Genomic DNA, 13628 nt, shown 5'->3' with positions numbered 1-13628 from the left:
GCGCGTTGCAGCATTTTGAGCGCCCGCCGGCGAGCCGGCGCGCCGCGATGACAGGCATTCCGTTAAAGTGCCGCGATGGATCGCCCGACCCAGGCGCGGGAATATTTTGGGCACCAACGTTCCGGCCCGCCCCGCGCCTCCCGGGCCCTCGGCTCCGCGCTCCTCTCGCTCGGCGCAGCGGCGTCGGTCGCGCTCGCCGCCCCTCACGCGGCGCGGGCCGAGGCGCCGGTGCAGCGCACGTTCTTTCGCCTGCCCTCGTCGAACGGGTTCGGCGCGGTGCTGCTCGATCTGGGCGCGGCGAGGCTCACCCACTTCCGCGAGCGCCTGCCCGCCACCGAGGAGCCGCTCCTCGACGAGCGCGGCGAGGAGGTCTGGATCGGCAACCAGCCGCAGGCCGTACGCACGCGCGATCTGCTCTACGACGCGTACTTCGGGCTGCGCTCCGATGGGCACCAGCGGTGGCTGACCGAGGTCCCCGTCGACCTCGACGCGAGCGGCTACGTCGGCTGGACCGACGGGCAGCGCGGCGGCACGGGCGTCGTCACGATGGTGCAGCGGGTCGGCAACCTCGAGTGCACGCAGCTCTTCTTCGCGCCGCAGGGCCTCCCGCAGGCCGGGTTCGTGATGGCGATGCGGATCGAGAACCGGGGCGAGGGGCCGGCGGAGGGCGTGTCGGCGTTCTCGCTGCACAATTTCCACCTCGGCTTCGGTCGCCCGGGCGTGATGGCCGACATCGGCGAGTCGGGCGAGACCGTCGCCTACGACGCGAGCCAGGGCCGGCGCGACTTCCTCGAGCGCGCCTTCGCCGGCGTGGTGGTCGCGCGCGCGCTCGAGCCCCCCGCGCGCCACGGCGCCTCCAGGGCGGGCAGCCCGCCGGACCTCGACGTCTACCGGATCGTCGCGGACGACGGCGGCGCCGATCTGCCGGACCTCGACGGGGCCGCGCCCACCGCGGACGGCTCCGTTAGCGCGTTCCAGTGGGACCTCGGCAGCATCGGCCCCGGCGAGGCGCGGTGGGTCGGCGTGGCGTTCGCGCACCACGGCGACCCCTCGGGCGCGGCGGATCCGCTCGTGCAGGGCGCCCTCGACGCGTACCTCGGCGCGAAGCGCGCGGCGGAGGTGGTCGCGGACGAGATCGCCGCGTACCGCGCGTTCCAGGGCTCGATCCGGGTGCCGCCCTCGGCGTCGCCCGAGGAGACGGCCTTGCTCCGGCAGTCGGCCGTCACGCTCCGGATGGCGCAGTCCCGCGAGAGCCACGCCTTCCTGCGCGAGCACCTGACGCGGGACTCCGAGCCGCGCGCCACGCGCTTCGGCACGACGCTCGGCGGCGCGCCGGCCACGCTGCCGGCCACCATCGCCCACCGCGGCCACGGCGCCGTCCTCGCGAGCCTCCCGCCGGGCGAGTGGACGGTCGCCTGGATCCGCGACGGCGCGTACGCGACCGTCGCGATGGCCGCCCTCGGCATGCAGGCGGAGGCGCGCGACGCGCTGCGGTTCTACCTCGACGCGGAGGCAGGGCGCTTCCAGGGCTGGAGCGAGCTCGCGTCGTACGACATGCCGCCGTACCAGATCAGCCTGGTGCGCTACCACGGCTTCGGGGTCGAGGAGACCGACTTCAACGACTTCGGCCCGAACCTGGAGTTCGACGGGTTCGGCCTGTTCCTCTGGGCGCTGCGCCAGTACGAGGAGCTCACCGGGGATACGGGCTTCGTGGACGAGCGCTGGGCCGCCGCGTCGACGAAGGTCGCGGACGCCCTCGTCGCGCTCATCGATCCGGACACGGGGCTCGTCCGGAAGGACTCGTCCATCTGGGAGACCCACTGGAAGGGGCGCGAGCGGTCCTTCGCGTACACGAGCATCACCGCGGCGCGCGGCCTGTGCGACGCGGCGGCCATCGCGGAGCGCCGAGGCGAGGCGGACCGGGCCGCGGGGTACCGCGGCGCAGCGGAGCGGCTGCGCGCCGCGATCGCCGCGCGGCTCACGGACGCCTCGGGCGCGCTCGCCGGGAACCTGGAGGAGCTCACGTCGGGCTCGGGCTACTGGGACGCGGCGGTGCTCGAGGGGATCGCGATGGGCCTGTTCGATCCGCAGGGGCGCATCGCCGCCGCCACGCTCGCCGGGCTCGACGAGCACCTGCGCGTCCCCGCGGGCGCCGGGTGGTCCCGGAACGACGATCGCACCGATCACGCCGGCGCGGACGACCTGAGCCCCTGGGGCAGCGAGTACGACAGCGCCGAGTGGGTCGTGACCGACCTGCGCGGCGCTGTCGCGGCGCGGCTCATGGGGGACGTCGCGCGCTCGGACCGGCTGCTCCGGTGGGTGCTCGATCAGTCGGCCGCGAACTACCTCGCGATCGCGGAGACCTACGACGAGATCCGCGGCACCTACAAGCTCAACGCGCCCATGGTGGGGTTCGGCGCGGGCGTCTACGCGCTCGCGCTCGCGGCGCGCGACGGGCTCGTCGTCGGCCCGGCCTGCGGCGCGTACTTCGAGGAGAGCGCCGCGAGCGGCAGCGGCGGCGGCCCCTCGAGCAGCGGCGCCGGCGGCGTGGGCGCCGCCGGAGCGGGCGCCGCCGGAGCGGACGCCGCCGGCGGTAGCGACAACGAAAGCAACGGCGGCGGCGGCAGCAGCGGCGATCTCCGGGAGGACGCCGGATGCGGCTGCCTCCTCGCGAGCAGCGGCCGTGACGCCGCGCCCTCGGCGCTCGCGGCGGCCGTGACCGCGGCCGGCCTCACGCGACGGCGCCGGAGGGCGCGGCGCTGACGCTCGCCGAGCGCGCGCGCCCTCGGCGCGGGTTATTCCTCGCCGGTGTCGGCCTGGGGCTGCGTCTCCGCAGCGGGGGGAGCCGGCGTGTCGGCGACAGCGGCGGCCATCGCGTCGGTGAGCGACACCGGCGGCTGGGGCCGCGACACCTCCTCGGACGCGGGCGGAGGTGAAGGCTGACGCTCAGGCCGGGCGCGCGCCCCCGACGCGGCGGGCGGGCGCACCCCCGCCCCGGAGGCCTCGCGCGCGCCCGTCTCCGGTGCGGCGCGCGCCTGCGGCGCCGGGACGGGCTCGGCGGCGCTGGCCTCGTCGTCGTCGGCCGCTGGCGCGCGCGCGTCGGGCCCGCGCAGCGCCCTCCTCCGAGGGCCAGGCGCCGCGACCGGCACGCTCACCTCCCGCGCGATCTCCCCGGCCCGGGACACGCCGCGCTGCGCTGCAGGCGGCACGTCATCCCCCGGCGCACGCGACATCCCGCCGACGATCAGCGTGAGCCCGACGGCGATCGCCAGGGCGCCGACCACGGTCGCCGCCGCGAGGACGCGCACGCGGGCTCGTGATCGCGCCCGCAAGGGCACCGCGACAGGCACGAGCGCGTCGTGGACGCGCATCACATCGCTCACGCTCGGCGCATCGACCCCGACCGGCGGCGTACCCGCGAACGCGGTCGACGCGATCGACGCGATCGACTCCGCGCCCCGGCTCGCCTGCGGCGTCGTCAGGCCCACCGCCGCCGGGGCGACCGGGCCGCTGCCCGGCGCGACCGAGCTCGCCGTGGACGCGCTCGACGTCGTCGTCGCGGCGGGAAGCGTCGCGATGAACGACTTCAGCGCGAGCGACCGGAGGTCCATCATCGTCGGGTCATCGTCGCTCCGTGGCACCGAGGGCGCGCTCGATCGCCGGAGCGGCGGAGGAGGCCGGCTCGATCGATGGCCGGCGCCTCCCGCCGGCGGCGAGGCCGCGCCCCTCCCGTGCGCACGGAGCATCGCACCGCCGCAGACGCTGCACTCGAGCGCAGCCCCGCCGCGCGCGTCGCTCGACACCGTGGTGACGATTCCGCAGATTTCGCAGGTAACGTCCATGAGCCCCCCGCAGGCCTCGCAACACGACAGCGGCGAGCGCCCGCCACGCCAAACTGTGATTCAAATTACATCTTGAGTATGGCGCGCGAGGGGCGGCCATGCATGCGGTCTCCGCGCGGCATTTCCGAGAATCGAGCGCGAGACGGCGTTGCATTGCCATCCAGGACGGCCGATGTCGGACGAGAGCCGTCCTGGACCGAAGGTTTCCCGGGTGGGCGCTTGCGATGCCGGCCTTCGGGCTGCTGTGGTAAGAGCCGCGCTTCGATGTGGTCGGGAGCGGACCACCTGTCCGCTCGACGGGGTCGCGGCTCCCTGCCGGGGGTCATGCTGACATGGGTCTGGGGGCCGCGACCGGTCTCCGAAGCGCCCGGAGGAGTTCGAGAATGGGTCTCAGCGAAACGCTGCTCGATGCGAACAAGAAATCCAAGGTCGTCGCCGACTGTTGCACGCTGGTCGACGAGGAGGTGGCTTCGAAGAGCGGACTCTCCGGCCTGGCGGTCAAGGCCGGCTACGCGGCCGTGAAGGGCATCAAGCCCGGCTTCATCCAGCAGGTGGTCGAGAAGCTCCTGCCCGAGTTCGCCAAGAAGCTCGATCCCATCTGGACCGAGGCCTCGAGCGGCGGGAACCCGAGCTCCTTCTTCGCGTCGAACCGCTCGCGGATCGCCGACGCGCTCCTCAGCATCACCGACGAGAAGGCGAAGTCGTCGTCGAGCAGCGTCGTGCGCGGCACCTACGAAAAGCTGCGCGGCTCGGCGAAGAAGAACGTCGAGGAGGCGGTCCCGCGCCTCGCCCAGCTGATCCAGAAGCACACGGCCTGAGCGGCTCGGCGCAGCAGGCCCGCTTCACGCCGGCCTGCTGCGCGCCGCAGCGAGGCGCCCCCGCGGCCGCGTGCGCGGCGGAGGGCGCCCCTGCGATCGGCGCTCAGCCAGGCTCGCCGAAGCTCCGCGCGAAGAGGTCGCGGATCGCGTCGCGGCCGGCGTCGTTGAGATCCTGCGTGCCGATGCCGGCGAAGTTCTCGCTGGCGATGCACGGCTGCCGCGCCATCTCCCAGGCCGAGCCGCTCCAGCGGAACCAGCCGCGCTTCTCCTGATCGTAGACGAACAGCTGCTTCTTCCAGAGGCGCGCGAGCTCCGCGCCCCAGCCGGTGCCGCCGCGCACGGTGCCGTCCTCCTGGAGCGTCCCCACCACGAAGACCTGGCTGGCCGCGTTGATCTGGTGCCAGATCGTCTGGAGGATGTTGCGCACGAGCGGGATCTCGCTCAGCACGCGGCCGAGGCGCCGCGACACGTAGACGAGGCTGAAGTCGCCCTTGCGCAGCTCGTCGTCCCCCAGCACGACCACGCCGCGCTGGCGCTCGAGGAGCCGGTGGCCCTCGAAGCTGTAGTTCAGCTCCTGCACCCCGTACCGCTCGGCGCACGCGCCGAACTCGGCCTCTGCCCCCTTGGCGCCGCCCGAGTGCAGGCGGAAGCTCCGCGGGTCCTTCGGCCGCTCCGAGGGCGGGCGCACGTCCTCGTCGATGACGCGCATCGAGTGAGGGTCGAGGCGCAGGTGGAGATCGGCGAGGTCCTTGTTGCCGTGATCCTTCAGCAGCCGCAGGCGGACCACGTCGCGCTCCGGCTGCAGGTACACGACCACGCTGAGGTGGCGCTCGACGCTCTGGAGCGCGGCCGGGAGCTTGCCCGGAGGGCCCGCCTCGTCGACCTGGGCCGCGACCCAGACCTCGGCGGAGCGCTCCTTCGCGAGCCGCCCGAGCGCCTCCATCGCCTGCTCCGACGCGACGGCCACGTCGAAGCCGTCGACGATGATCACGTCGGGCTCGAAGTGGGCGACGCCGCGCGCGAACGCCACGGTCTCGAGCATCTTCTCGACCCACAGGCGCGCCGCTTCTTCGGGCGCGGCGGCCGACGCCTTCACGTGGCCGAGGTGCGAGTAGATCTGCCGGTGCCGCTCGACCTCGAGCCGCACGGCCTCCGGCTCCTCGAGCCGCATCGACTGCGCGAGATCGTGGAAGATCTCGTCGTAGTACGCGCGGACGTGATCGACCGCGTTCTCGTGCGAGATGTGGAGCACCCGGCGGTCCCGGAGCAGATCGTCGAGCGCGATCTGCACGAGCAACGCCGTCTTGCCCACGCCGGGCCGGGAGACGATGACGCCGACGTTGCCGCGACCCAGCCCGCCGTGCATCGACCCCTCGAAGACCCGCATGGGGCTCCGCTCGTTTACCTCTTTGCGGTACATGCCGACCCCCTCACTTGGCCTTCTTCGCCTGCTCTTCCCGGTATTTCTTGATGAGCTCCTCACCAAGCGCCGCCGGAAGAGGAGCATAGCGCGAGAACTCCATCGTGAACTCGGCTTTGCCCTGGGTGGCGGAGCGGAGGACCGTCGAGAAGCCGAACATGTCGGAGAGCGGCACCTCCGCCTCGACGCGGCAGAAGCCGTCTGCCTCGGTCGAACCCACGATGATGCCGCGCCGCTGCATGAGGATGCCGACGATGCCGCCCTGGTACTCGCTCGGCCCCTCGCACGCGACCTTCATCAGCGGCTCCAGGATCTGCGGGCCGGCCTTGGGGTACGTCTCGCGCCAGGCGCCGCGCGCGGCCTCCTGGAAGGCGATGTCGGACGAGTCGACCGCGTGGGCCGCGCCGTCGTTCAGCGTGACCGACACGCCCGTGACGGGCGCGCCGATGAGCTGCCCCTTGGCGAGCATCGACACGAAGCCCTTCTCGACCGCCGGGATGAACTCGCGCGGGATCGCGCCGCCGACGACCTGGTCGTCGAACCGGAACGGCGCCTCCGTCCACGGCTCGATGAAGCCGCCGACCTTGCCGTACTGGCCGGAGCCGCCGGTCTGCTTCTTGTGCGTGTAGTTGAAGTCCACGCGGCGCGTGATCGTCTCGCGGTACGCGACGCGCGGCGGGCTCGTGACCACCTCGGCCGCGTACTCGCGCTTCATGCGCTCGATGTAGACGTCCAGGTGGAGCTCGCCCATGCCCTGGATGATCGTCTCGCCGCTCTCCGGATCGGCCCCGACGCGGAAGGTCGGGTCTTCCTTCGTGAAGCGGCGCAGCGCCTTCGACATGTTCGCCTGGGCCTTGTTGTCCTTGGGCGTCACGGTGAGCGAGATGACGGGCTCGGGCACGTGCATCGACGTCATCGCGACGCTCAGGGTCCCGTCCGTGAAGGTGTCGCCGGAGTTGCAGTCGATGCCGAACATCGCGACGATGTCGCCCGCGCCCGCGGAGTCGATGTCCTCCATCTCGTCCGCGTGCATGCGGACGAGCCGGCCGACCTTGTGGCGCTTGCCCGTGCGGGTGTTCGTGATCTCGCCCCCGCGGGCCAGGTTGCCCTGGTAGACCCTCAGGTACGTGAGCTGGCCGAAGCGGCCGTCCTCGAGCTTGAACGCGAGCATCACGAGCGGCTTCTCCGAGTCGCTCGACAGGACGACCTCGGCCTCGTCCTTGTCGAGATCCACGGCCTTGTTCGTGATGTCGGCGGGCGTCGGCAGGTAGCGGGTCACGCCGTCGAGCAGGACCTGCACCGCCTTGTTCTTGTAGGCCGACCCCATCATCACCGGGACGATCTGGAGCTTCACGGTCGCGTCGCGGATCGCCTTCTGGAGGAGCTCCTCGGTGACGCGCTCCTCGAGGATCGCCTCGGTGAGCTCGTCGGAGTACATCGAGAGCGCGTCGAGCATCTCCTCGCGCGCCGTCTTCACCTCGTCGGCCATCTCGGCCGGGATGTCGCCGACGACGATCTTCTCGCCGTTCGCCCCCTCGAACCGGTAGGACTTCATCGCGATGAGGTCGACGACCCCCTCGAACTTGTCCTCGAGCCCGATCGGCAGCTGCAGCAGGACCGGGTTCAGGTTGAGCTTCTCGCGCAGCTGCGCGCGGACCCGCAGCGGGTTCGCGCCGGCGCGGTCGCACTTGTTCACGAACGCGATGCGCGGGACGCCGTAGCGGCGCATCTGGCGGTCGACCGTGAGCGACTGGCTCTGCACGCCGGCGACGGCGCAGAGGACCAGGATCGCCCCGTCGAGCACGCGCATCGCGCGCTCGACCTCGATCGTGAAGTCCACGTGGCCGGGCGTGTCGATCACGTTGATCTGGTGCCCGTTCCAGAAGCAGTGCGTGGCCGCGGACTGGATGGTGATCCCGCGCTCGCGCTCGAGATCCATCGAGTCCATCTTCGCGCCGACGCCGTCCTTGCCCTTGACGTCGTGGATGGCGTGGATCCGCTTGGTGTAAAAGAGGATGCGCTCGGTCAGCGTTGTCTTGCCCGAATCGATGTGGGCGCTGATCCCGATGTTGCGCAGCTTGGACAGTTCGCTGATCACAGAAGGCTCCCCGCCGCGCACCCGTGAGGGCGTGCCCGTGGAGGGCGTGCGGCACGCATCGAACGTCAGCCGGGCGACGCACTCTTGCGATCGCCCAGTCAGAAATTCGGCGCGGCTCTTAATTCGGCCCCATGGCCAGCGCCAGGGGGAAAATGACCGCGCATGAACATTTCACGCTACTTGGCCTGAATCCTGGAAAGCCCGACCGTCTCGTCCCACTCCGATCCGTAGCCGTCGTAGTGGATGCGGTAGCGCTCTTGACCGACGATGCCGGTGACGACCGCCGGGTACATCTGCCCGTGCCACTCGACGCGGACCCTGTCGCCGATCTTGTAGACGTTCGTCTGCGATGCCTGCAGCCCCTTGCTCCGGACCTTCGGCGGCGGCGGCGGGTTGACGACGTTGCCCTCGACGAGGCCGCGGATCCGCTCACGAGGTACAACTTCGTCCCAGATGTCATCGTAGCCCTGGTAGTGGATCTTGAACTTCGTTGGACCCAGGACCTCGATGACCTTGGCCGGGTAGACGTTCCCTTCCCACGTCACGAGGACGTGATCGCCGATGGCGTATTGGCGCTTGCAGCCCCCCAGAACCAGGGCGAGGGCCAGGAGGAGGGCCGCGGCGTGAGCGCGCGCTGCGGGCATACTTCCCGCCCGCCTTACCGTCCTCGCCGGCGCCCCGCAAGAGGCTTCGCGTCAGGGACGCGGGCGGGTCGTCCGTGGACGGCACCAGGCCGTGCCGCGCCGTTCTGCCGCACACCCGCCGCGCCCACCTCGACGCGCCCAGGGCGCTGCAACGGCGCACGAACCCGTGTAGAGAACGCCCATGACCCGAGATGTTCGTCCTGGTACGGGGACCCTCTCCCGCCCGTGCCCGTGCGGCTCGGGGCGCTCGTACCGCGAGTGCTGCGCCCCCTGCCATCTGGGCGATCGCGAGGCGCCCGACGCCGTGGCGCTGATGCGCTCGCGGTACGCCGCGTTCGCGGTCGGAGACACCGCCTACCTCTGGCGGACGCTGCACATGGGCCACATCGACCGCGGGCGCGACAGGGACCAGGTGCTCCGCGAGCTGAAGGTGACGATCCACCACCACCGGTACCGGGGCCTCCAGATCCTCGACAGCGTGCAGAGCGGCGACTCGGCGTCGGTGCTGTTCCTCGCCAAGATCTTCGAGGCCGGCGTGGATCGCTCGTTCGTCGAGCTGTCCGATTTCCTCCACGACGGCGAGGGCTGGCGCTACCTCCACGGCGTCGCCATCCCGCGCGCCCGCATCAGCATCCCGCCCGACGAGCTGACGATCGCCCGGTTCTCGTCGCTCGCCAGCTGATCTCGCCGTCCGAGCGGGCCCTCGGCTCGCCGATGCGCCCTCGGCCGGCGCACCAGCCCCTCGCGCGGCCGATCCGCCTCAGCCCGTCGACCCGCCCGAGGCGCGGGCCTCGTGCCACCCCATCGCCTCGACCACCGCGCGGTTCTTTTCCATCCAGACCGCGATGCGCTCGCGCGTCGTCCGGTAGGCGTACTCCAGGATGGCGCGCCGCGCGCGCAGGTTGGCAGGGTTGTGGAGGAACAGCAGCGCGTCGTTCCGCGCGGGCTCGAGCACGAGGACCTGCATCTTGCCCTCGGCGAGGGTGCGCCCCACCGCCTGGTGGAGCCGCGCGTGCGCGCCGATCCGCATCGCCTGGTTGAAGATCCAGAGCATGCCCTTGTCGCGCACGCTCTCGCGCACCCCGTGCCCTGTCGGGACGGGGCGGTGCGCGGTGGAGACGGGCACGAGCGGGCTCACGACGATCGTGAGATCGACGCCGGCGGCCTGCGCGAGATCGAGGTGCGCCACGTGGCCCAGCCCGCCGTCGAGGTAGTGGCGGTGCTCGACGCGCACCGGCGAGAAGAACAGCGGGAGCGCGAGCGACGCCGCGCAGGCGAGCGACACAGGGACATGGTCGAACCCCTCGGCGCCGAAGATGACGCGCTCGCCCGAGTCGAGGTCGTGCGCCGGGATGCGCAGCGTCCGCGGCATCGCGCGGAACGAGTTCGGGATGCCGCGCCTCAGGAAAAACTCGGCGAGGAACCGCTCGTACCGATCGAGCTGGAAGAGCCCCGCAGGGAGCGAGTCGTTGAAGCGATCGAGCTGCTCGAACAGGTACTGCTGCGCCGGCGCGTTCGGGGTCGCGTCGCCCCGGGTCGTGAGCCGGACGATCGCGTGGCGGAGCGCGACCAGGCTGGTGCTGAGCGCGCGCCGCCACTCGCCGGCGTCGATGTGGAGGAGGTGGCTGCGCTCCAGCGGGAAGAAGTTGTCGACCGGATCGAGCAGGGCGCGGTAGAGCCGCTCGATCGGGATGCCGCCCGCCAGGGCAGCGGCGACCGCGGCGCCGCTGCCGTGCCCGAGGTAGAGCGAGAAGCTCTGGTTGTCGATCCCCTCGACCCCGTCCTCGAGCGCCGCGAGCGCGCCGATCTGGTAGAGCGCGCCCGTCAGGCCGCCCCCCGGCAGGCAGAGGCTGACGCGCGCCCGCTTCGCCCCGGCGCGCGGGGCGGCGCGGCCCTCGCCGCTCGCGTCCACGGCCCCGGCGGAGCGGCCCTCGCCGTCCCCCGCTGCGATCTGCGCGGCTCGGCTCTCGCCGCCGCCCTGGCTCCCGAAAGCGGGCATCATGAGAGGTCCTTTTCCCTCGCGCGGGCCGCCCCCTCGGCGCGATGGCCGAGGACGAAGGCGAGCGCGGTCAACACGAGCGCGGAGGCGGAGCTCACCGCCACGAGCCACACGGGGCTCGCCGCGGCGCCGGCGGCCGAGGACGCGTCGTCGACGGCCCCCGCGCGCGCCGCGGAGAGGAGCGTGAAGCACTGGATGGCGTTGTAGGTGCCGTGGAGGAGGATGGACGGCAAGAGCGAGCCGCTCGCGACGCGGAGGACGCCGAGGGCCACGCCGAAGATCCCGATCGGCAGGAACTTCTGCCACCCGACGTGGGCCGCCGCGAAGAGCGCGGCCGTGATCGCGATGACGAGCGGGGCGCGGTGCGTCCAGCGCAGCGGGCGGGCGAGCGCTCCCCGGAAGAAGATCTCCTCCAGCGCGGGGCCGAGCACGATGAAGATGAGGCCGAGCGCGGCCCGCTCGGGCGCGCTCGCGTCGACGAAGACCCGGACGAGCTCGGCGTCGTCGATCCCCGACGGCCAGCGCGCCTCGATCGCCGTGTAGAGCGCTGCGATGGGCCCCTCGAGCGCGAAGCCGAGCGCGATCGCGAGCGGGTAGAACGCCACGTGCGTCCTGCGCAGGCCGAGGAACTGCCGGATCGACGCGCGGGGCGCGTGCACCTGGAGCACGCCAAAGAGCCCGAGCAGGTACGCGGCGGCCTGGCACGCGAAGCTGCCGATGACGTCGAGCTTCGGCGCCGGCCGGAACGAGCCCGCGCCGTCGAGCGCCGGCTCCATCCGGAAGGAGGAGATCAGGCCGAGCAGGAACAGGAACAGCGCGGTGACGCCCACGGTCCAGCCGATGGCCCCGGGGATCGACATAGGTCGCTCCTCGCCGCCTCGCCGGACGAGCGGGCCGGGCCCTCCGCCGCTCGGCGGAGGGTCGGGGGTGCCGTGCAGATCGCTCATCGACCTCGCAGATAAGGCAGGACGCCCCGCTTCACGACCGTGTCCGTGCCGAGGCGATCGTTCGTCTCCGGGTAGTCGATCGTCGTGTGCAGCCCCCGGCTCTCGTGCCGGGCGGAGGCGCAGCCGACGATGAGCTCGGCCACGGTGGCGATGTTCCGCAGCTCGAGCAGATCCCGGGTGACCAGGTGCTTCCAGTAGTACTCGCGGATCTCCTCCTGGAGCAGCGAGATCCGCCGGGCGGCGCGCCGGAGGCGGGCGTCGGACCGGACGATGCCGACGTAGTTCCACATGGTGCGGCGCAGCTCGTCCCAGTTGTGGGCGACGACGACCTCCTCGTCGCTGGCGACCGCGTTGCCGACCTGCCACTCGGGCACATCGGGGAACGCGCTCTGCCGGAGCTCGGCGATCTGGGTGCCGAGGCGCGCGGCCGCGCGGTGGCCGAAGACGAGCCCCTCGAGCAGCGAGTTCGAGGCGAGCCGGTTGGCGCCGTGCAGCCCCGTGCACGTGCACTCGCCGATCGCCCACAGCCCGGGGATCGTCGTCCTGCCGTAGAGGTCGGTGGTGATCCCGCCGCACATGTAGTGGGCGGCCGGCACGACGGGGATCGGCTGCACGGTGATGTCGATGCCGTAGCGGAGGCACTGCGCGTGGATGGTCGGGAAGTGCTCGCGGACGAAGCTGGCGGGCCGGTGGGTGATGTCGAGCAGCACGTAGTCCGAGCCGGTCCGCTTCATCTCGAAGTCGATGGCCCGCGCCACGATGTCGCGCGGCGCGAGGTCCTTGCGCGGATCGTGGCTGGCCATGAAGGCCGTCCCGTCCGGCAGCCGGAGGATGGCGCCCTCTCCGCGCAGCGCCTCGCTCACGAGGAAGCTCTTTGCCTCCGGGTGGAACAGGCACGTCGGGTGGAACTGGTAGAACTCCATGTTCGCGATCTCGGCGCCTGCCCGGTAGGCCATGGCGACGCCGTCGCCCGTCGCGACGTCGGGGTTCGTCGTGTAGAGGTAGACCTTGCCCGCGCCGCCGGTCGCGAGCACGGTCGCCCGCGCGAGGTAGGTCTCGACGACGTGCGGCTTCGAGGCTGGCCGGTGCCGGGGCGCCGGCCGCTCCGAGTCGCGCAGCCGCGGCCCGTTCAGCGCGGCGTCGGTCTCGTCGAGCACGTAGGCGCCGGCGCAGATGTCCGGCCCGCCGAACCGGGAGAGCGGGATGAGGTCGATCGCCGTGTGGTGCTCGGCGAAGCGGATGTTCGGGTTCTGCCGGGCCTGCTCGAGGAGCGCGCGCTCGATCTCGAGGCCGGTGGCGTCGGCGGCGTGCACGATCCGCCGCGCGGAGTGCCCTCCCTCGCGCCCGAGGCGCACCTGGCCGTTCTCGTGGTCGAACTGGGCGCCCCGCGCGATGAGCTCGCGCACCCGCTCGGGCCCCTCCCGCGCGCAGATCTCGACGACCACCTCGTGGCAGAGCCCCGCCCCCGCCTCGAGCGTGTCGGCGATGTGCGCCTCGGGGGAGTCGTCCGGGGCGAAGGCCGCGGCGATGCCGCCCTGAGCGTACTTCGTGTTGGATTCGTCACGCGCGCGCTTGGTGACGATGATCACCTCGCCGTGCTCGGCCGCCTCGAGCGCGAAGGTCAGCCCAGCCACACCGCTACCGATGACGAGGAAATCGGTCGTTATCGCCACGGCCCGGAGGGTAGCAGGAGCGGGGCGCACGGAGGTAGGCCGTGGTGCGCTTCCTGCGTGCGACGGCGCTGCGGCCAGGCGTTCGGGCGGGAGGCCAGCGGGGCCGGGGAGAGCGGCGCGCCGGCGTGGGCCTGCGCGAGGCGTGGGCGCACGCTCGGGCCGATCGCGCTCATGGCGGAGCGCCTCG

Annotated in this window: 10 protein-coding genes; 3 read left to right on the top strand and 7 right to left on the bottom strand. The window is 72.3% G+C overall.

All coding sequences use genetic code 11. The features are described 5' to 3' along the window. Positions 1–75 precede the first annotated feature (75 nt). The gene (locus WMF19_RS03605; protein WP_437897803.1) at positions 76–2763 is read left to right on the top strand and encodes a glycoside hydrolase family 15 protein; all 2688 of its coding nucleotides are present in this window, start codon (positions 76–78) and stop codon (positions 2761–2763) included. Between the two features lie 32 nt (positions 2764–2795). On the opposite strand, the gene WMF19_RS03600 is transcribed toward WMF19_RS03605, so the two are convergent. Further along, positions 2796–3614: a hypothetical protein gene (locus tag WMF19_RS03600; RefSeq protein WP_437897802.1), complete on the bottom strand. Its 819-nt coding sequence runs from the start codon at positions 3612–3614 to the stop codon at positions 2796–2798. A gap of 611 nt (positions 3615–4225) precedes the next feature. Between WMF19_RS03600 and WMF19_RS03595 the strand changes: the two genes are divergently transcribed. After that, entirely contained in the window at positions 4226–4660 is a 435-nt protein-coding gene (locus WMF19_RS03595) for a DUF6918 family protein (protein WP_437327479.1), read from the top strand. A 103-nt stretch (positions 4661–4763) separates the two neighbouring features. Here the strand turns inward: WMF19_RS03595 and WMF19_RS03590 are convergent, their stop codons facing one another. The 3 genes from WMF19_RS03590 to WMF19_RS03580 all read right to left on the bottom strand — a co-directional run bounded on the left by WMF19_RS03590 (position 4764) and on the right by WMF19_RS03580 (position 8822). Next, positions 4764–6080 carry a hypothetical protein gene (locus WMF19_RS03590; RefSeq protein ID WP_437327478.1) on the bottom strand — a complete coding sequence of 439 codons (1317 nt, stop codon included), beginning with the start codon at positions 6078–6080 and terminating at the stop codon, positions 4764–4766. Between the two features lie 10 nt (positions 6081–6090). Next, a complete protein-coding gene (gene fusA / locus WMF19_RS03585) occupies positions 6091–8178 on the bottom strand; it encodes an elongation factor G (protein ID WP_437897801.1) in 2088 nt (695 codons plus the stop codon). A 176-nt stretch (positions 8179–8354) separates the two neighbouring features. After that, entirely contained in the window at positions 8355–8822 is a 468-nt protein-coding gene (locus WMF19_RS03580) for a Tudor-knot domain-containing protein (RefSeq protein WP_437715567.1), read from the bottom strand. A gap of 181 nt (positions 8823–9003) precedes the next feature. Between WMF19_RS03580 and WMF19_RS03575 the strand changes: the two genes are divergently transcribed. Next, a complete protein-coding gene (locus tag WMF19_RS03575; RefSeq protein WP_437897800.1) occupies positions 9004–9504 on the top strand; it encodes a YchJ family protein in 501 nt (166 codons plus the stop codon). A 78-nt stretch (positions 9505–9582) separates the two neighbouring features. Here WMF19_RS03575 and WMF19_RS03570 read toward each other — a convergent pair whose 3' ends face one another. From WMF19_RS03570 to WMF19_RS03560, 3 genes are all read right to left on the bottom strand, one after another. Continuing rightward, positions 9583–10824: a patatin-like phospholipase family protein gene (locus tag WMF19_RS03570; protein WP_437897799.1), complete on the bottom strand. Its 1242-nt coding sequence runs from the start codon at positions 10822–10824 to the stop codon at positions 9583–9585. Further along, positions 10821–11681, bottom strand: coding sequence for a CPBP family intramembrane glutamic endopeptidase (locus WMF19_RS03565; RefSeq protein ID WP_437897798.1), 861 nt, complete (start codon positions 11679–11681; stop codon positions 10821–10823). The genes WMF19_RS03570 and WMF19_RS03565 overlap by 4 nt, the downstream gene beginning before the upstream one ends. An 83-nt stretch (positions 11682–11764) precedes the next feature. Further along, positions 11765–13441 (bottom strand): L-aspartate oxidase, encoded by a 1677-nt coding sequence (locus WMF19_RS03560; protein ID WP_437897797.1) that lies wholly within the window; start codon positions 13439–13441, stop codon positions 11765–11767. Positions 13442–13628: the final 187 nt, after the last annotated feature.

This window comes from Sorangium sp. So ce124, from assembly GCF_051525235.1.
Taxonomy (GTDB): Bacteria; Myxococcota_A; Polyangia; order Polyangiales; family Polyangiaceae; genus Sorangium; species Sorangium atrum.
This window is presented reverse-complemented; position numbering and strand designations above follow the sequence as displayed.